This window comes from Clostridium sp. AM46-21, assembly GCF_003480025.1.
In the GTDB taxonomy this organism is placed as follows: Bacteria; Bacillota; Clostridia; order Lachnospirales; family Lachnospiraceae; genus Coprococcus; species Coprococcus ammoniilyticus.
Map to the genome: position 1 here is coordinate 159,151 of NZ_QUIB01000002.1, position 19,166 is coordinate 178,316.

Genomic DNA, 19,166 nt, shown 5'->3' on the forward strand with positions numbered 1-19,166 from the left:
GACATAAATGGCATTAAGAGCGGTAGCATTTGATATGGATGGAGTCCTGATCGATTCCGAGAAGGTATACAGAATGTGCTGGTTGAAGAATGGATTGTCCATCGGTATCTCGGAGAATGAGATGTCGAAGATCTGTGACCGGATGGCAGGTGGAACCAAGAAGACAAATGCACATGTGATGAAAGAAAAGATGGGCGAGGATTTTGATTATCTTGCATTCAGACAACGTACAGTGGATATGGTCGAAGCATATATGAATGAGCATGGCGTTGAATTAAAGCATGGCGTGATCGAGACACTAAAGACTTTAAAGGCAAGAGGGATCAAGATGGCGGTTGCAACCTCGACGGATCGGGAACGGGCAGAGGATAAACTGGTTCGAAGCGGACTGCTTCCGTATTTTGATGATGTGATCTGTGGGGATGAGATCGAGCGCGGAAAACCATACCCGGACATCTATCTGAAAGCCTGTGAGAAGCTTGGTACGAAGCCGGAGGAGACAGTTGGAGTAGAGGATTCCATTAATGGTGTGACAGCCTCCCACGATGCAGGGCTGTATACCCTTATGGTGATCGATCTGATCCAACCGGATGAAGAAACGAAGAAGAAAGCAGACCGTATCAGCAACGATATATTTGAGCTGACGGAATTATTTGAAGACTGATGAAGCAGTTTGACTTCGAAAATGACATCTGAAAATGATTGATATAGCAGAATAGAGAATGATCTCTGGAATGAAAGAAAACCTTCCGGCATATAGTAGTGTCAGGAGGTTTTTCTATGATTACAGGACAGAAAATTTTCAGCCTTTTAAAGGCACTTGCGGTATCTTACATAATAACGGCAATCCTGCTGCTTATAACGGCATTCCTCATGTACAAGCTGGGACTGGGTGATACGGTGATTCATCTGAGTATTATCATCATTCATGGCATCTCTGTATTCCTTGGTGGTTTTCTTACCGGCAAGATGGTAAAGGAGCAAAAATATATTTGGGGATTAATGCTTGGAGTGTGTTATGTTTTGGTGATCGGTATTGTATCTTTCATTATGAATGGTACGATCCATATCTCTGCCGGAGGGACATTGACGAATGTGATCCTGTGTCTGGCGGCCGGAATGCTTGGCGGAATGCTAGGTTAGAGACAAGTTTTTCGTAAAAATACTTTGACTTTAAAGCATGTTGTGTTATAATTTCGCTATATGACATAAAAAGGAGAAGTGTACCTATGAAGAGAATAAAGACACTCACAAACAGAACAATGAAGAACACAATGGTTAAGGGCGGATGCGGCGAATGCCAGACATCATGTCAGTCAGCTTGTAAGACATCATGCACAGTCGGAAATCAGAGCTGTGAGAATGCTGAGAACAAGTAAGAGATCATTGTAGACAGACAACCACAAAGGGGACCGTCAAACAAATGACAGTCCTCTTTCGTTGCGTGTCAGAAAAATTAATTCACAAGATGGGAGAATTTGTATGGTACATCAGTACAAAAGTAATGGATATAATATCGTACTCGATGTATGTAGTGGGTCTGTTCACGTAGTGGATGACCTTGTGTATGATATTATTGCAAATTACGAAAATCATACAAAAGAACAGGTAATAGAATTGCTGCCATCCTATGATAAGGATGAAGTATCGGAAGCCTATGACGAGGTAACCGGCTGGTAGAAGACGGAACACTATTTACAGAAGACATATTCAAAGATATATCATTGATTTTAAAAAGAGAAAAACAGTGGTAAAGGCTCTGTGTATCAATATTGCACATGACTGTAATCTTGCATGCAGATATTGTTTTGCAGGAGAAGGTGAGTACAAGGGTGACAGAGGTCTGATGCCACTTGACATAGCAAAGAAATCTCTGGATTTCCTCGTTGCCAATTCCGGTAACCGTGTAAATCTTGAGGTCGATTTCTTCGGCGGTGAGCCACTTATGAACTGGGATGTCGTAAAAGAGACCGTTCGATATGGAAGAAGCCTGGAGGAGAAGCATAATAAGAAATTCCGTTTCACACTGACAACAAACGGTGTGTTGTTAAATGATGAGGTAATGGAATTTGCCAATAAAGAGATGGCAAATGTCGTATTATCCATCGACGGAAGAAAAGAGATTCATGATTACATGCGTCCGACCAGAAATGGAAAGGGAAGCTATGATCTGTTACTTCCAAAGTTTCAGGAATTTGCAAAGAAGCGTGCCGGAAAGAGTTATTATGTAAGAGGCACTTATACGCATAACAATCTGGATTTTTCAAAGGATGTATTACACATGGCAGATCTTGGATTTGACCAGATCTCCATTGAGCCGGTTGTATCTCTGCCGGACGAGCCTTATGCGATAAAGGAAGAGGATATCCCATATCTGTTAGATCAGTATGATATCCTTGCAAAAGAGATGATCAAAAGACATAAAGAAGGAAGGGGCTTCAATTTCTTCCACTTTATGATAGATTTGACAGGGGGACCATGCGTGGCCAAACGTCTGTCGGGGTGTGGTTCAGGTACAGAATATCTGTCAGTTACACCATGGGGCGACCTTTATCCGTGCCATCAGTTTGTCGGTGAGGATGGGTTCTGCATTGGAAATGTAAATGAAGGTATTACGAAGCCGGAACTTGTTGATGAGTTTAAGCTCTGCAATGTCTATGCAAAGGACAAGTGTAAGGACTGTTTTGCAAGATTCTATTGTAGCGGTGGCTGTGCGGCGAACTCATATAAATTCCATGGAAATATATTAGATGCGTATGATATCGGATGTGAACTTCAGAAGAAGCGTATCGAATGTGCGATCATGATCAAAGCCGCATTAGCAGATGAAGAAGAAAATCAATAAGGAGGACAAAGGTAAATAAGATGAAGAAAGCAAGAAAAAAAGCCATATGGGTATTGATCCTGTTCCTGCTTGTGCTTGCGGGTTCCATCTACGTTGCATTGTTTGGTGTAGGCGACAGAGGAAAAGCAAAGTATATCAGCCTTGGACTTGATCTGAAGGGTGGCTTAAGTGTAACCTATGAGATTCAGGATGAGGATTACAGTGATGCGGATGTTCAGGATACGATCTATAAGCTGCAGAAACGTATTGATTCCCATACAACAGAGCATAACGTATATTCAGAGGGAAATGGTAAGATCACTGCCGAAATTCCGGGTGTAACAGATGCAGATGCAATTCTGGAAGACCTGAGTATCGAAGGTAAGTTAGAGTTCTTAGATCCTGAGAATTATGAATTATGGTCACAGGGCAAGGAATATACTCCAGCTCTTACCGGTGATGATATTAAGGGTGCAGATGCCAAGATTGATTCTACAGAGACCGGTGATGACAATGTAGTACAGTTGTCATTCACAACAGCAGGTGCTCAGAAGTTTGCAGATGTAACAACAGCAAATGTAGGAAAGATCGTCTATATCGTATATGATGGTGAAGTTGTAAGTGCACTAACTGTACAGCAGGCAATTACAGACGGAAATGCTGTTATCAACAGCATTTCAACATATGAAGAGGCAGACAGCCTTGCTACTACGATCCGTATCGGTGCATTGCCACTGACACTGAAGCAGGTACGTTCTAATATTGTCGGAGCAACTCTTGGTTCAGAAGCAGTATCAACAACGATCAAAGCAGGTATCATTGGTATTATCTGTATCTTCATTATCATGATCTGCGTATTCAGAATTCCGGGTCTGATCGCATCATTATCATTGACACTTTATACATTTATGATCTTACTTGTTATGAACCTGTTCAATGTTACATTGACACTTCCGGGTCTTGCAGGTATCATCCTTTCTGTAGGTATGGCGGTCGATGCGAACGTCGTTATCTTTACACGTATTAAAGAAGAACTGGCAACAGGTGCTTCTGTTAAGCAGTCTGTAAAAGCCGGATTCCATAATGCGTTATCAGCGATCATCGATGGTAACGTGACAACCCTGATCGCAGCACTTGTGCTTGGTATCTTCGGAACCGGTACGATCAAGGGATTTGCAATCACACTGGCAATCGGTATCGTATTATCTGTATTCACAGCACTTGTTATCTCTCAGATGGTACTGAATGCACTTGTAACACTTGGCGTAACAGATGTAAAATATTTTGGAAAAGCAAAAGAGCCTGGTAAGGTTAATTTTGTAAAGGGTGGTAAATATTGTATTATCGCTTCTGTTCTTGTCATCGTGATCGGCTTCTGTTTCATGCCGATCTTTGCAAAGACAAAGGGAAGTGCATTGAATTTAAGTATTGATTTTGCAGGTGGTACATCAATCACAGCAGAATTTGACAAAGCATATTCATTATCTGAGGCAGAGAAAGACATTGTTCCTGTTATCGCTGAGGCAGCAGGCATCAGTGAGGCAGATATCTCTGTTCAGACTGTTTCCGGTACAAATGAGATCGTATTCAAGACCACAGAGCTTACGACTCAGGGTGATGATTCTCAGTTGACAAAGGTAACAGCTGCACTCAGCGAGAAGCTCGGTGCGACAGTAACAAATTCCGATAATATCAGTGGTTCAGCCAGCAGCGATATGACAAGGGATGCATTCCTTTCTGTAGCACTTGCAGCCGTTCTGATGCTCATCTACATTGTAATCCGTTTCAAGGATGTGAAGTTTGGTGTAAGTGCGGTATTAGCCCTTTGCCACGATGTAGCTATGGTATTTGTTCTGTATATCTTACTTCGGTTATCCGTTGGTAATACCTGTATCGCATGTATGCTGACAATCTTCGGTTACTCGATCAATGCAACGATCATCGTATTCGATCGTATCCGTGAGAATATCGCAAATGCAGGAACAAAGAAAGATTACAAGCATATCGTTAATTTAAGTATTAACCAGACGATCACCAGAAATATTTATACATCCTTAACAACATTTGTTACGATCTTCGTATTATATGTAATGGGTGTAGCAGCGATCAAAGAGTTCGCATTTACTCTGATGGCCGGTGTCGTAATCGGTGCTTATTCTTCTATCTGTGTAACTGGTCCATTGTGGTACTACTTCAAGACCGGATTTGGTAAGAAGAAGGATGCTGCAAATGGCAAGAACAGCAAGAAAGCGGTAGAGAAGAAGAAAACAGCAAAGGCGCAGTAATTAACTGTCGCCGATCGAATAAAAAACAGACAAGTATGTGGAATTTACATATTTGTCTGTTTTTTTCGTTGTGTTATAGGAATGTTTATGCTGTGTGTTATTAAAATTAATACATAATGACAATGCATTGACGGGTGATAAAAGCTGTGATATGTTGAAGCAAAGGAGGTGCATGATTGAAACAATGAAACGATTTGAAGCGGTTATATTTGATATGGATGGGGTTATATTCGACTCGGAGCTGCTGGTTATAAAGTGCTGGCAGGTCGTTGCAGATAAATATGAAATCAAAAATATAGAAGACACCTGTCACAAATGTTTGGGACTGAATAAGGATGCGACAAAAGAACTGATGCTTGGGGTGTATGGGGCAGATTTCCCTTATGATGAGTATAAGGCGGAGATGTCGGCACTGTTCCATGAACAGGCGGCAGGAGGAAAGCTTCCGATGAAACCGGGAGTTACCGGTCTGTTGCAGACATTAAAAAAGAATGGAAGAAAGGTTGCGCTGGCATCTTCTACCAGGAAAGCAGTTGTCGAACAGGAGCTTCGGGATGCAGGTATCCTTCCGTATTTCGATCGGGTAATCTGCGGAGATATGGTAAAGCGGAGCAAACCGGAACCGGATATCTATCTGGAAGCATGCAGACAGATCCATGTGATGCCGGAGCAGGCATATGCCATAGAGGATTCTTATAATGGTATCCGTTCTGCACATGCGGCGGGACTGCATCCGATCATGGTGCCGGATCTTGCACCGGTCACGGAAGAAATGCAGGAGCTGTCGGATGTCATTCTGGATTCACTGACGGAAGTAGAGAAATATCTGTTTTTATAAAGAATTAAATCTTTCAATCGGGAATTAAGTTTTATAATCAGGAATTAAGTCTTATAATCGGAAATTAAGTTTTACATTTTACTAAAAAGATATATAAAAACGCTTGACCTTAAGTTCACTTTAAGTTGTAGAATATGTCTAGCATAAAGTTTAACAAGGAGACAATATGTATACAAATACTTTAACATTGGCAAATGGTGTAGAAATTCCACAGTTAGATCTTGGAACCTGGTTTATAGACGATGGAGACATGGCAGATGCAGTTAAGGCGGCTGTGAAGCTTGGTTATCGTCATTTTGATACAGCACAGGCATATGGCAACGAGCAAGGCGCAGGGGAAGGAATCAGAACCTGCGGTATTCAGCGTGATAAGCTGTTTGTAGTATCAAAGGTCGCTGCTGAACATAAGACCTACGAAGAAGCCTCCACTGGAACTGTTAGAATACTGCCAGAAGAACGGAATCGCAGTTGAGGCATATTCACCGATCGCTCATGGTGAGATCCTTCATGAACCAGAGATTGAAGTTATGGCTGCAAAATACAATGTATCTGTTCCACAGCTCTGTATCCGTTATACCTTACAGCTTGGAACGAGCTCATTACCAAAGACAGCAAATCCTGCACATATGGAGAGCAATGCACAGGTTGATTTTGAGATCAGCGCAGAAGATATGGAACTTCTGAAGCATTTCAAGCATATCGAAAGCTATGGTAAGAGCGGTGGTTTCCCGGTATACGGAGGTAAGCTGTAATTCCATGTTAGGGAAAATACACTTCCCTGAGGGGAGTTGTCTGATACTGTAAGTTCAGCGCTATGAAGATCTGCTATGCTTTTTGCGATACTGAGACCCAGACCAAAGTGTGTTTTGTGATTGTTGCGCTTTGAATAGAAGGTTTCAAATATGTGCGGTTTATCTTCATCGCTTATGCCCGGACCCGTATCTGCCACGGTATAGCACAGTCGTTTATTCTGCGTGGATACAGACAGGGAGACATGACCGTTTGTTGTGCAGGATATCGCATTATCAACCAGAATGGAGATGCATTGAAGTATTCTGTCCTTATCCATACAGCAAAGAGGAAGCGGATCATCCGGCAGAGAAACAATAAGGTCGAGATTCTTCTGAATCGCGACAGGCTCGAAACGATCATAACATTCAATAATAATATCTTCCGGCTGGGTATCTTTAAAGTTTTCCCGGCCGGATTTTTTTATGTCTGCAAATGTGAGAAGATTATTTATCATATCTGTTATCCGGTTACATTCTCTGTCTGCTGTGGATAAATAGTCTTTGTCAGCCGGACTTAGATGATTGCCGGAGAGTCCGTTGAGACAGGATTTTATAATGGCAAGGGGAGTTTTTAATTCATGCGAAGCCACAGCAATAAAAAGATCCTGTTTCTGATAGGCTTCATTTACCGGTATAAGAATCTTCTTCATGAAAAAATATGACACGATAGACAACAGGATAATTGCGATCACCGTTACGATCAAAAACAGAATACTCATCTTTATTTTGTATGCAGAGATGAGAGCATTGTTGTATACCGTATGTATGGTATAGTAGGTGCCCCCTATATTTATAATGCTGTAGCTGTTCCAGTAATCCGTATGGTCATATCGGACAGTATAAAATCGGCGGTGGCTGTCTCCTTTGTTTATGGTACTGTAATAGTCATCCCAATATTCAGACTGCATATAAGGCGATGCGGACTGAAGGATGGCTTTACTTTCTTTGAAAGCCTCTGTCGATAAGACCTTTTTATCATTTCGCAGTATATCGATATTAAGGTTTTTGGTGTTGTATTCATTAAGAATGTTCATATCGATAATATTTGTCTGGTTCAGATAGGAATATAACAGATTTGTATCTTTAGAGTAGGAAGCATATGTGCTGTTTGAATATTCCTGCACGACAGCATAAAACAGCAATATGGACATGGTTGCGAGGATCATAGTTATGACAGAGGATAGAAATACAGTGAGTTTTTTCCTGAGCTGTTCTATCATTTTGGTGATTCCTCCTTTTCATATACAAGGGTATAACCGCTTCCGTATACTCCCTTTATCGTAATTCGGCTGTGAACCGTTTTCAGTCTGTTCCTCAGAAAATAAACATAATTCAGGATATTTCCATTTCCAACATTGGAATTAAGCCCCCATATAGCTTCGATAATCTCGTCATGGCTGACAAGTTTACCGGCTGATCTGAGCAGCAGCTCAAATAGCTGGGATTCCCGATTTGTGAGCTGGACAGACCGGCCGTCACATTGGATCGTGCGGCTGTCTATGAGATAATTGATATCACCATAAGAATAGTCAAATGAATGGATCTGATGGGATCTGCGGTAAAGAGCATTTATTCGTGCCAGTAATTCATCAAATTCAAATGGCTTAACGATATAGTCGTCAGCACCCAGTGAAAAAGCTGCTGTTTTGTTTTCAAGTGTGCCGAGGGCGGTAAGCATTATGATGGGAATTGAGATTTTGTCAAAATATAGTTGGTTTAAAATATCAAGACCTGACTTATCAGGCAGCATCCAGTCAAGCACAATTATATCGATATCAACACCTGATATATCAGTTCAGTGCATTGTTTTCCAGTTGTACACAGGTATACGGTGATACCATGTGCTTCCATTTGTCTTTTTAGTACTTTTCCCAGATCTGTATCATCTTCTACGAGCAGCAGTTTCATGTAAATCTCCATTTCCCTATTACGGTATAAAATATCATTAATACAATAAGTATAGTAATTCATTTTCCAGATGTTTAAAAGTAATATATATAATTTAGATGTTTTTTAGACAATCGTGCAGATCGGTGGTGTTACAATCGATATATCGAAAGTGGAAATGATTGTAAAAGTATTTGTAATAAGGGAGGTAGACATGAAACGTATCGGGTTTTATTTAATAATGCTTATTGGCATGATGTTATGCTGGGGTTGTGGGGACCATAAGATAACAGAATCTACAGAGACAGAGGCGGGTTTGTCGGAATACCGGATGGCACAGCTTGATATGACCCAGATCTGTGGATTTGGCAAGGTTCAAGATGAATATGTATGCATCGGAGAAGCTGAAAATGGGGGCTATATCAGGCTGACAGGAGAAAAGCCGGATGGAGATTTCCGGCAGGAAGAACTTAAGCTTGATTCTGTTATGGACGAAACGGATATGATCACGGCAGCAGATATGGATGAAGCCGGGAGCCTGTATTTGGCAGTCAGCAGGATGGATGATAAAAGAGATATAACGGGCAGAATCGTGAAGGTGATGCCTGATGATACAGTTCAGATACTGGCAGATCATATAGAAGAAAATGTAAAAAATATCAGACTGACGGCTGATGGATATATCATTGGTTGCGCGGATGGGGTGATACAATGCTTTTCCATGGAAGGGCAGAAGAAATACGAAATAGAAAATTCTGACTATACGGATATCTGTGTAGCTGGTGATAAACTGGTTGTTCTCACAGCACGGGATATAGAGACCTATGATATATCGGATGGTCATATGCTGGAAACGATTACGTCTTTTGATGATACCTTGACGGAAGGACTTGAAGATGCAGCTTCGGAGAAAGGAAAAGATGCACTTAGCTGCAGCAATATCATGAAGTATGATGAAAAGTCTGATCAGATATACATTATGCTTGGAACGGGTTTATTTGCATATAAGCTCTCTGACAAGCTGGGGACAAGGCTTACGACATTTAAAAGTGCTGATATAAGATATGACTTTGTTGTGGAGGATTCGGATACATTTGTAGCTGTCACTGGTGATAAGAGTGGAAATAAGAGGATCGTTGTATATTCATCATCCGATGCATATGCAGCTTATAACAGTACAAAAGAAGCTTCAGACAGCAGAACCGTTACCGTATATTCTCTTTATTACACAGAGAGTTACGAAAATCTGATCACGTGGTATGAAAGTGATCATTCGGATATCACGGTGCAGTACATATGGGGCGTGGATGACCAGAATGGAATATCAGAAAAGGATGCCATAAGTTCTTTAAATACACAGCTTCTTGCAGGAGAAGGACCTGACGTCATTATCATGGATGGATTGAATGTAAAAAGCTATGAGAATACAGGGGTGCTTATGGATCTGTCGCAGGTTCTTGATGATATACAGAAGGAGAATCCATCCTGCCTTAAGAATGTACTTTATACATATAAGAATGAGGATGGTTCAGTATATGCCATACCCGCCATGGAGACATTTACAGCAGTTATCGGGCCGGAGGCTGAGATAAGGAATGTGACCGATGTTCAATCCCTTGTGGCTTATATAAACAGTCAGGACAAACCAGCCGATGGGAATGATCTGTCATTTTACTATTTGGAGTCTTATTTTGATACCCTGTATCCTGTATATGCATCGGAGATCGTTGATATGGAGGAGCATTATGACAGAGAAATGCTAAAGAAATTTCTGGAGGATCTCAGACTTTTATACGACTTAGAGATGGCGAGAACGACGCAGGATCAGATCAATGACTGGACTGCAAGGTTCGGAGCTTATGAGGAAAATATAAAAGACAATTATTCAGGATATATGAGCCCGTTATTTAACCGGGAATGGTCTGGCAGGAAGCTGGCATTTGTGGATATGAAGACGATGAGCGAGGCATGGTTGTTTTACAGCATAAAGGAAGATTCCATGGTTGGAATGGAGGATAACACGGCAAACCGTGATTATGACTATGAACCGTGGGGTACGGATGAGGGAATGATATATGTGCCAAATACAATCCTTGCGGTCAATAGCAAAAAGGAGAACAGGGATAGTGCGGTTGAGTTCGTAAAAGCGTTATTCAGCGCAGAGGTACAGAAAAAGTATTATGGAACAGAATGTGGAAATCCGGTAAATATGGATGGCGTGCGGGCATGGAATGAGGATGCTCTCAGTATGGGAACGCCGGGAGGTGCTGTTGAAGTCGGCGGGAATAATTATCTGAACTGGACATATTGGCGGACGGACGAGTATCTGGAAGATTATATAGATAAGTTGAGCAGACTCTGTGTGCCTTCAAATCCGGATGTAAGAATTCGCAGCATGATAAGGGAAAATGCGACTGATTATCTGGAAGGAAATGCGAGCCTTGAGGATACTTTGAATATAATTGATAAATTGTTAAATGTATATCTGAAAGAATAGAAATGGATGGTCAGGGAGGCGTTTTATAATCATGAAGATAGATAGAAAAGAAATGAATGGAACGTCTGAATTTATCATACCGGGATTTGTGGGTATTATGATCTTCGTGATCATACCGCTTGTGGATGTATTTATATCATCGTTTCAGAAATCAGGAACGGGAAGCTTTGCCGGTCTGCAAAATTATGCTCTGGTTATGGAGAATGATGCATTCCGGCTGGCGGCAGGCAACTCTATACGTTTTGAACTTGTGAGTGTACCTTTGCTGATCGTTATCTCGCTGGTAGTGGCTATAGAGGTTCATGGAATGAAAAGTAATATTATGAAATTTGCATTTCTTATCCCGATGGCGATTCCGTCAAATTCCCTCACTGTAGTATGGCGTATATTATTTGATGATCAGGGCGTGGTGAATAATATGATCATAAGGTGGGGACTTGGCGAACCGGTAAGCTTCTTTTCCGGCAGGGCAGTTTTCTGGCTGTTTGTATGCACATTTATATTTAAAAATATTGGATATAACATGTTGATCTGGCTGTCGGGTTTGTCTGTAATTCCGGTGGAGATATATGACGCGGCAAAAGTTGATGGAGCTGGCAGATTTACACAGATCTGGAAGATCACGCTTCCAAATATCAGGAGACCGTTTTTTATCGTGGCTATGCTGTCGGTTGTAAATTCGCTGAAGATTTTTCGTGAACAGTATCTTATGGCAGGAGGATATCCAGATATGATGATATATCAGATTCAGCATATATTTAATAACTGGTTTGAGAAGCTGGAGATCAGTAAGCTGACAGCAGGAGCGGTTCTGACTGCGCTGGTGTTCTTTGGTGTGATATTGATCATAAAGTGTATATGTCTTACAGACTGGTATGGTGTGAAGTTAAAAATCCGTAGGGGATTCTTATTAAGAAAACCAAAGCAACAAGAAAGAGGGGAAGGGTGCAGATGAGATGGGTTTCAAAGGGCGTACATTTGTCCATAAAGTTTTTCGTGCTTATGGGCGCAGCATTGTCCGTTCTGCCATTGGTGTTTCTGATCGGCGGAGCATTTATGGGAGAATCGGAGCTTGAACAGATCGCAGCTCCTGTTATAAGCGGAGGTTCAGGTTATGCTTCCTGGCATTTCATTCCTTTATATCCGACATTTAAGAATATAATCGAGCTGTTGTTTGATACACCGGAATACTATGTGCTTTTCTGGAATTCTGTGAAGATCGTGGGCGTTATACTTATCGGACAGCTTGTGTTTGCTGTTCCTGCGGCGTGGGGGCTTGCCAGAAGCCGGAACAGGCTGTCGAAGATTATATATGGGTTATATGTGTTCTGTATGATCCTGCCATTTCAGGTGACGATGTTATCCCAGTATCTGGTGTTGAACAGGTTGAATATGATAAATACACATTGGGCGGTCATACTGCCATTTGTGTTCTCTACATTCCCTATATTTATTATGTACAGTGCATTTGAACAGGTTCCTGATTCGGTGATAGAGGCTGCCAGACTGGATGGAGCGGGTGGCTTTAAGGTCTTTATCTATATGGCGGTTCCGATAGCAAAAAGAGGGATTCTTGCAGCAGTGATACTGGGATTTCTTGAGTACTGGAATATCGTGGAGCAGCCGGTGGTATTTTTAAAGGACAAATATCTGTTGCCATTATCGGTATATCTGCCGGATGTGACTGGGGGAAGTGCAGGAAAAGCATTTGCATTTGCTCTGTTCAGCTGTATTCCTTCTCTTATCATATTTTATATCGGAAAAGATATTCTGGCAGAGGGCATATCCATAGGATCTGCGGATGACTAATCGCAGGGTAATTTACAGGGAGAAAATGATATGAAACGGAAAAAAGGATTTAGGATCGTAAGAATTATAATAATATTTCTGGTAATCGTTGTTGCAGGAACTGTTATGTCAAGATTTGCAAGCAGCACCTTGACGCCCAAGGTAGAGATTATGTATGCATCATCCGGCAGTATATCAAGGGATGTCGTACAGGATGTGATGATCGAGGGCGACAGCAGGGCTCCTGTATACAGTTATCCTGATCTCATGGTTCAGGCAATATATGTGCATACGGGAAGTTATGTAAAGAAAGGAGACAGGCTTATGAAGATCGGGACAGGAGAGCTTTCATCCATATATCTGACGAAAAAACTTGAGCGGAAGAATCTGAAGGAACAATATGTGTACGCATGGGGAGATGAGAGAGCGTTAGTGGAAGAGAATATTGCGGATGTGGACAGACAGCTGAATTATCTGGAAAAGCTGACCACAAATGAGGGTGTCATATATTCCGAGGTGGAGGGGCTTATATCAGAGGTTCGGGTGGATGTAGGAAGCAGAACCACAGAGGAGGCAGCATTTGTGGTTATGGAGAGCTCGGATGAATATACAGTACGAATCCCGGTAACGAGTGAGCAGAAGCGTTATATAGAAAAAGGAGATAAAGTTATTCTTCATATAAATGATACCAGTGTGAATACGGAAGTAACGGCAGTATACAGTGATACCACAAATGAGCAGGGGTATATCGTGGAGACGGTTATATCCGGTGAACTGGTAAATGTAGGAGACAGTGTTCTGGCAGATATCTCCCATCAGTCTGAGAAATATGATTTTATCGTTCCGGTGTCCGCGATATATGCAGATGTTGTAGGTTCGTATGTGCTTGTAGAGAGATCAAAGGATACGATCCTTGGAACAGAGCTTGTGGCTGCAAAAGTATATGTGACGGTAGGAGATACAAATAATTATGAAGTAGGAATTAAGAAAAGTTCCCTGACAGGCGACGACAGGATCATAGCCAGTTCGGACAAGAAGATCGAAGCAGGGGATACGGTTCGGGAGAAATAGAGGGGTTGACGATGAAACGATTTGTGATTGGTATACTGGGAGCTGCTTTATTATCAGGTATGGCGGTGTGGAATATCATACATGCGGAATATATCAGCGGAACTTATGATAATGACAGAAATTATGCGTATCTTACGACAGGACAGGTCACATATAACAAAATGAAAAATGAAGACCATATAAAAGGCACATATCTTATTGACAGGGATGTATCGGTAACAGGTAATGGCGTATATAAGCAGATCACGGCAGATATAGTAACTGTAGATTTTGACGTGGAGGATATGCTCGGTATAAGTGGAAGACTGGCAGAAAATGATATGGGCGGATGTATTATAAGCAGCGGGCTGGCATATCATTTGTTCGGAAGTATTTATGCTACAGGGTATACGGTGACAGTCCAAGGTGTTGATCATGTTGTGCGGTCAGTAACGGATTCAGAGGATAACTTTATATTGATTCAGGCAGGTCAGGAACGTGGAGAAGACTGGGAGCTTGTTGAGCATAGAGAAATAAGTGGTCTGGTGATCGATATATCGGAGGAGAACTACAGAGGGGAGTATGCCACAGAGGTCGGTGAACACCATGGCTATAGTTCGGACTGTTACTATGTAACGGACTACCTGAATATTTTACCGAATATAAATCTGCCTGCAAAGTGGTCAGACTTTGATTTCTGGGCGGAGTCGTCCAGTGAATGGAAGCAGATGTCGGAGAGAAGATTATATGCTGATAAGGATGTGTTTGAAATATTTTATTATAGGCAGAGGCAGCAGTTGAACCTGTACAGATGGCGCAGCGTTATATCCGTTATTTTATTAGCAGGCTGGTGTGTGACGACTAGATTATGTATAAAATACGGGAAACACACAAAGCGTATAAAATTCTCATGTATTTATTGACTTTTTTATATCCGATATTAATATAAAGCATATATGATATTTGGCAAAGCATTCTAAAGGATGTGACGCAGAGCTATAGGGCCTGTAAAATGGCAGCCAGTTGCATTTTTACTAAACGAACATTGCTGGAACTGGGCAATGTTTTTTCTTTTATACTGTATGCGCGCCTCTTTTCCGATATTGAGAGGGGGAGAAGCCCTTCTGTTTCCGGAACAGCCGGCTGAAATATAACTGGTCATCATATCCTACGACCTTGGCTATTTCATTTATAGAATAGTTCGTCTGTTCTAAGAGAAGCTGGGCGTTGTTGATCCGACGGGATACGATGAACTGCATCGGGGTCATGCCTGTGTATTTCTTGAAATTCCGTATGAACCAGCTCACGCTCATTCCTCTTGATTCGGCATATTGTTCTATGCTGATGTCTTTATTATAGTTTCCATTAAAGTAGGAAACTGCATAGTCCATTTCACGATCCAGATATTCATTTTTCAGGATATGTTCGCGTGACAGCTCCCGTTTGAATACGATTAAAAGGCGTGTTAGCAGTAAAGCCAGCATTTCTTCATAATCATCCTGACAACGCTGCAGCTCCAGGATGATCTGTTTAAATATATGTTCATATTCCAGAGAGGAACCGACAGGAAATACTCTCCGGTTATCTTTAAATCCATATTTCCTCAGAAGATTCTTCACATCGGAGCCGGTGAAATGAATCCAGTAAACTTCCGTTTTATCTGCACCGTAATATTCATATTTCTGTAGTTCCTTCGGGCGGTAGAGTACCATATTGCCGGCAGGAACGATCGTCTCATTCTCAGTTTTATCAAAATGAAAATGTCCAAGCCCGGATGCGATATAGATGATCTGGTAGTCCTGTCTGCCCTTAGGACGATAGGTAGGCATCTTCGGGTCGCCACTTAAGCGGTATGTTCCGCAGCTTCCGACAATAAGCGGTCTGCGCTTGTCCTTGAAATCAAGATAGGAATGATTCAGGTATCCGGTATTTATATACATGATGAAGCTCTCCTTTATTTGTAGGATTGTAATATAAAAAGATTTATTGATATTGTATCATTTTGTCCATATTCTGTCCATTCCGGTTCATAGACAGAAATGCTGTTAAAGTGTATGATAAATACAGACAAAACGAAATAACAAGATAATATTTGCAAATAATATCAAAAACATAAGAATAGTCGAAAACAAAAAAGTACATATAAGGGAGGATGACTTATGATAGTGCCACGTTATTATGAGAATTTGAATGTATTACATGAAAATACACAGCCTGCAAGGGCATACTATGTACCGGCTTCCTGTAGGATGGATGATCTGGTCGAGCACAGAGAAGGATCAGATCGGTTACAGTTATTAAATGGAAAATGGAAATTCCAATATTTTAAAAGTATTTATGATGTGAAGGATGCTTTTTATGAGATGGGATATGACACCGGAGCATTTGACGAGATCGAGGTTCCGGGCGTATGGCAGATGGCAGGATATGATACACACCAGTATACAAATATCCGCTATCCATTTCCATTTGACCCACCATATGTTCCACAGGATATACCGTGTGGAGCTTATGTGCATACCTTTTCTTATGCAAAGGATGTGGATGCGGCAAAGGCATTTCTGAATTTTGAAGGTGTGGATAGCTGCTTCTATGTGTGGATAAATGGGGAATATGTCGGATACAGTCAGGTATCCCATATGACCAGTGAGTATGATGTGACAGACATTTTAAAAGAGGGAGAAAATACGATCGCTGTCCTTGTCATGAAATGGTGTGATGGTTCTTATCTGGAGGATCAGGATAAATTTCGGATGAGTGGAATTTTCCGTGATGTCTATATTCTGAAAAGACCAGAGTGCGCCATTCGCGACTACCGCATCACGACCTCTGTTTTAAAGGAAAAGGCTGAGGTGAAGCTCAATCTGAGCTTTTATCAGGAGACAGCGGTTAAGGTTACGATCGAAGACAGGAATGGTGTGGTTGTAGCGGAAGGACAGGCAGAGCATGACGGAGCTTTCACATTTGAGATTATACAGCCGACACTTTGGAACACCGAGAATCCATATCTGTATACACTTATTTTGCAGAGTGAAAATGAGACGATCGTTGATCATATCGCTGTCAGAACGATAGAGATAAAGGATAAAGTTATTTACTTCAATGGACAGAAGATCAAATTCCGCGGTGTCAACCGGCACGATTCTGATCCGGTAACCGGCTTTACAGTGGATGTGGAGAAGATAAAAAAGGATCTTACCCTTATGAAACAGCACAACTTCAATGCGATCCGTTCCAGTCATTATCCAAATGCACCGTATTTTTATCAGATGTGTGACAAATATGGTTTCATGGTATGCGACGAGGCGGATATAGAAGCACATGGCCCATATATGTTATATCGCAAAGAGGATACTGACTACAACCGGTTCAAAAAGTGGAATGAGAAGATTGCAGACAATCCGGAATGGGAGGCGGCTATTCTTGACCGGGTGAAGCGGATGGTCGAGAGAGATAAGAACCGTTTCTGTATCGTGATGTGGTCGATGGGAAATGAAAGTGCATATGGCTGCAATTTTGAAAAGGCACTTGCATGGACGAAGCAGTATGATCCATCCCGTATTACCCAGTATGAAAGTGCAAGATACAGAAATTATGATGTGACCTATAATTATGAGAATCTGGATCTGTACAGCCGTATGTACCCAGCGCTGTCAGAGATCGAGGAATATCTGGAAAAGGACGGAAGCAAACCATTTCTGCTGGTTGAATACTGCCACAGCATGGGAAATGGTCCCGGAGATTTTGAAGATTATTTCCGAATGATCCACAGTGATGACCGCATGTGCGGTGGATTTGTATGGGAATGGTGCGACCATGCAGTTGCGCATGATCAAGCGGAAAACGGAAAGACGAAGTATTACTATGGCGGAGATCATGGAGAGGCGATACATGATGGTAATTTCTGTATGGATGGTCTTGTGTATCCGGACAGAACCCCGCATACCGGACTGCTCGAATACAAAAATGTCTACCGCCCGGTCAGAGTTCGGTCATTTGATCAGGAGAGAGGAACGCTTACCCTTCATAACTATATGGATTTTGATGATATTCAGGATTTTGTGGATATCTGTTATGAGGTAACTCAGGATGGCTTAAGTGTTCAGAAGGGCAAGGTAGTGGGTGCTTCGGCTGCTCCGCACAGTGATTGCACCGTGGGGCTTGATATCGATGTTCCTGCGGCAGGCAGAGTATATCTGAAGCTTTCTTATCAGTTAAAGAAAGAGCTTCCGTTAGTTTCTGCGGGTCATGTATTGGGCTTTGATGAACTTTTGCTTGAGAATAAAGATGGAAGAAACCAGACAGCTGCCAAATGGACGGCTTCGGATGTGGAAGTATCCGATATCAGGGTAGAGGAAGACGATGCATGGATCGTGTTAAATGGTGATGGCTTCACATATCGGCTGGATAAGCGTACCGGCTTGTTCAGCGGACTTCAGTATGCAGGCAGGGAATATCTGAATCATCCAATGGAGCTTAACATCTGGCGTGCGCCTACAGATAACGATATGTATATCCGGGCAGAATGGGAGAAGGCTCATTATGATGAGGCATACACAAGAGCATATAGTGAACAGATTCTTCAGAACAAATTCGGAGTAATGATCATGTGCCATGCAGGTGTGGTAGCTCCAACCGTTCAAAAGCTGATCGATGTAGAGATTATGTGGAAAATAGATGGCGCAGGCAGAATTGCTGCGGGAATAACAGCAGTAAAAGATGAAGAACTCCCGGATCTTCCAAGATTTGGTATAAGAATGTTTCTGGATAAGAAGCTTTCTGAGGCTGCCTATTATGGCATGGGGCCACAGGAAAGCTACCGCGACAAGCACAGGGCTGCCAGCCACGGCTTGTTCAGAAGTTCTGTGCAGGAGCTTCATGAGGACTATATCATGCCGCAGGAGAATGGAAGCCACTATGACTGTGATTATGTGGAACTGACAAATCAACGATATGGAATGGCTGTTGCAGCAGAACATACATTTTCATTTAATGCCTCTTATTACACTCAGGAAGTGCTTACGCAGACGAAACACAATTATGAGCTTACGGAAGCCGACAGTACGGTGCTCTGTATTGATCATGCACAGAATGGAATCGGTTCGAACAGCTGTGGCCCGGTTGTTTCGGATGAATACAGGTTCAGTGAAAATGAGTTCCGGTTTGATTTCACGCTGGTACCGTTTGTGAGGGGTTAATTAGGAGG

16 protein-coding genes, 1 pseudogene and 1 riboswitch are annotated in these 19,166 nt (G+C 41.9%); of the genes and pseudogenes, 14 read left to right on the forward strand and 3 right to left on the reverse strand.

Annotated features, from left to right (window positions below):
* Positions 1–7 precede the first annotated feature (7 nt).
* The 8 genes and pseudogenes from DW959_RS01785 to DW959_RS14980 all read left to right on the forward strand — a co-directional run bounded on the left by DW959_RS01785 (position 8) and on the right by DW959_RS14980 (position 6,699).
* Positions 8–664, forward strand: a complete 657-nt coding sequence (locus DW959_RS01785; RefSeq protein ID WP_117822488.1) for an HAD family phosphatase — start codon at positions 8–10, stop codon at positions 662–664.
* 116 nt (positions 665–780) lie between these two features.
* A complete protein-coding gene (locus DW959_RS01790) occupies positions 781–1,143 on the forward strand; it encodes a TIGR04086 family membrane protein (RefSeq protein WP_117808504.1) in 363 nt (120 codons plus the stop codon).
* Positions 1,144–1,229: 86 nt separating this feature from the next.
* Positions 1,230–1,379 carry a six-cysteine ranthipeptide SCIFF gene (scfA, locus tag DW959_RS01795; RefSeq protein WP_008401634.1) on the forward strand — a complete coding sequence of 50 codons (150 nt, stop codon included), beginning with the start codon at positions 1,230–1,232 and terminating at the stop codon, positions 1,377–1,379.
* A 103-nt stretch (positions 1,380–1,482) separates the two neighbouring features.
* Positions 1,483–2,845 (forward strand): annotated as a pseudogene (scfB, locus tag DW959_RS01800) (thioether cross-link-forming SCIFF peptide maturase).
* 20 nt (positions 2,846–2,865) lie between these two features.
* On the forward strand, positions 2,866–5,109 hold the full coding sequence (gene secD / locus DW959_RS01805; RefSeq protein ID WP_118615169.1) for a protein translocase subunit SecD: 2,244 nt from the start codon (positions 2,866–2,868) through the stop codon (positions 5,107–5,109).
* 172 nt (positions 5,110–5,281) lie between these two features.
* Positions 5,282–5,947 (forward strand): HAD family phosphatase, encoded by a 666-nt coding sequence (locus DW959_RS01810; RefSeq protein WP_243023296.1) that lies wholly within the window; start codon positions 5,282–5,284, stop codon positions 5,945–5,947.
* A 166-nt stretch (positions 5,948–6,113) separates the two neighbouring features.
* A complete protein-coding gene (locus DW959_RS14975; RefSeq protein ID WP_330599120.1) occupies positions 6,114–6,419 on the forward strand; it encodes an aldo/keto reductase in 306 nt (101 codons plus the stop codon).
* Positions 6,420–6,474: 55 nt separating this feature from the next.
* Entirely contained in the window at positions 6,475–6,699 is a 225-nt protein-coding gene (locus DW959_RS14980; protein ID WP_330599122.1) for an aldo/keto reductase, read from the forward strand.
* Here the strand turns inward: DW959_RS14980 and DW959_RS01820 are convergent.
* A complete protein-coding gene (locus tag DW959_RS01820) occupies positions 6,654–7,958 on the reverse strand; it encodes a HAMP domain-containing sensor histidine kinase (protein ID WP_118615172.1) in 1,305 nt (434 codons plus the stop codon). The genes DW959_RS14980 and DW959_RS01820 overlap by 46 nt on opposite strands.
* Complete coding sequence (locus DW959_RS01825) at positions 7,955–8,527, reverse strand: response regulator transcription factor (protein ID WP_347475300.1); 573 nt, start codon at positions 8,525–8,527, stop codon at positions 7,955–7,957. The genes DW959_RS01820 and DW959_RS01825 overlap by 4 nt, the downstream gene beginning before the upstream one ends.
* Positions 8,528–8,839: 312 nt before the next feature.
* On the opposite strand from DW959_RS01825, the gene DW959_RS01835 reads away from it, so the two are divergent.
* Genes DW959_RS01835 through DW959_RS01855 form a run of 5 tightly spaced genes read left to right on the forward strand, consistent with a single transcriptional unit; the run spans position 8,840 to position 14,883 of the window.
* Positions 8,840–11,122 (forward strand): ABC transporter substrate-binding protein, encoded by a 2,283-nt coding sequence (locus DW959_RS01835; protein WP_182430045.1) that lies wholly within the window; start codon positions 8,840–8,842, stop codon positions 11,120–11,122.
* A 31-nt stretch (positions 11,123–11,153) separates the two neighbouring features.
* Entirely contained in the window at positions 11,154–12,077 is a 924-nt protein-coding gene (locus DW959_RS01840; protein WP_118482822.1) for a sugar ABC transporter permease, read from the forward strand.
* The gene (locus tag DW959_RS01845) at positions 12,074–12,931 is read left to right on the forward strand and encodes a carbohydrate ABC transporter permease (protein WP_118482820.1); all 858 of its coding nucleotides are present in this window, start codon (positions 12,074–12,076) and stop codon (positions 12,929–12,931) included. The genes DW959_RS01840 and DW959_RS01845 overlap by 4 nt, the downstream gene beginning before the upstream one ends.
* Before the next feature lie 30 nt (positions 12,932–12,961).
* Complete coding sequence (locus tag DW959_RS01850; protein WP_118615184.1) at positions 12,962–13,981, forward strand: hypothetical protein; 1,020 nt, start codon at positions 12,962–12,964, stop codon at positions 13,979–13,981.
* 11 nt (positions 13,982–13,992) lie between these two features.
* Positions 13,993–14,883, forward strand: coding sequence for an ABC transporter permease (locus tag DW959_RS01855; protein WP_118615187.1), 891 nt, complete (start codon positions 13,993–13,995; stop codon positions 14,881–14,883).
* A gap of 32 nt (positions 14,884–14,915) precedes the next feature.
* Positions 14,916–14,991: riboswitch (cyclic di-GMP riboswitch) on the forward strand.
* Between the two features lie 42 nt (positions 14,992–15,033).
* Here DW959_RS01855 and DW959_RS01860 read toward each other — a convergent pair.
* Positions 15,034–15,900, reverse strand: coding sequence for an AraC family transcriptional regulator (locus DW959_RS01860; RefSeq protein WP_118615190.1), 867 nt, complete (start codon positions 15,898–15,900; stop codon positions 15,034–15,036).
* A 219-nt stretch (positions 15,901–16,119) separates the two neighbouring features.
* Here DW959_RS01860 and DW959_RS01865 point away from each other — a divergent pair, with 219 nt between their 5' ends.
* Entirely contained in the window at positions 16,120–19,158 is a 3,039-nt protein-coding gene (locus DW959_RS01865; protein WP_118615193.1) for a glycoside hydrolase family 2 TIM barrel-domain containing protein, read from the forward strand.
* The last annotated feature ends 8 nt before the right edge of the window (positions 19,159–19,166 follow it).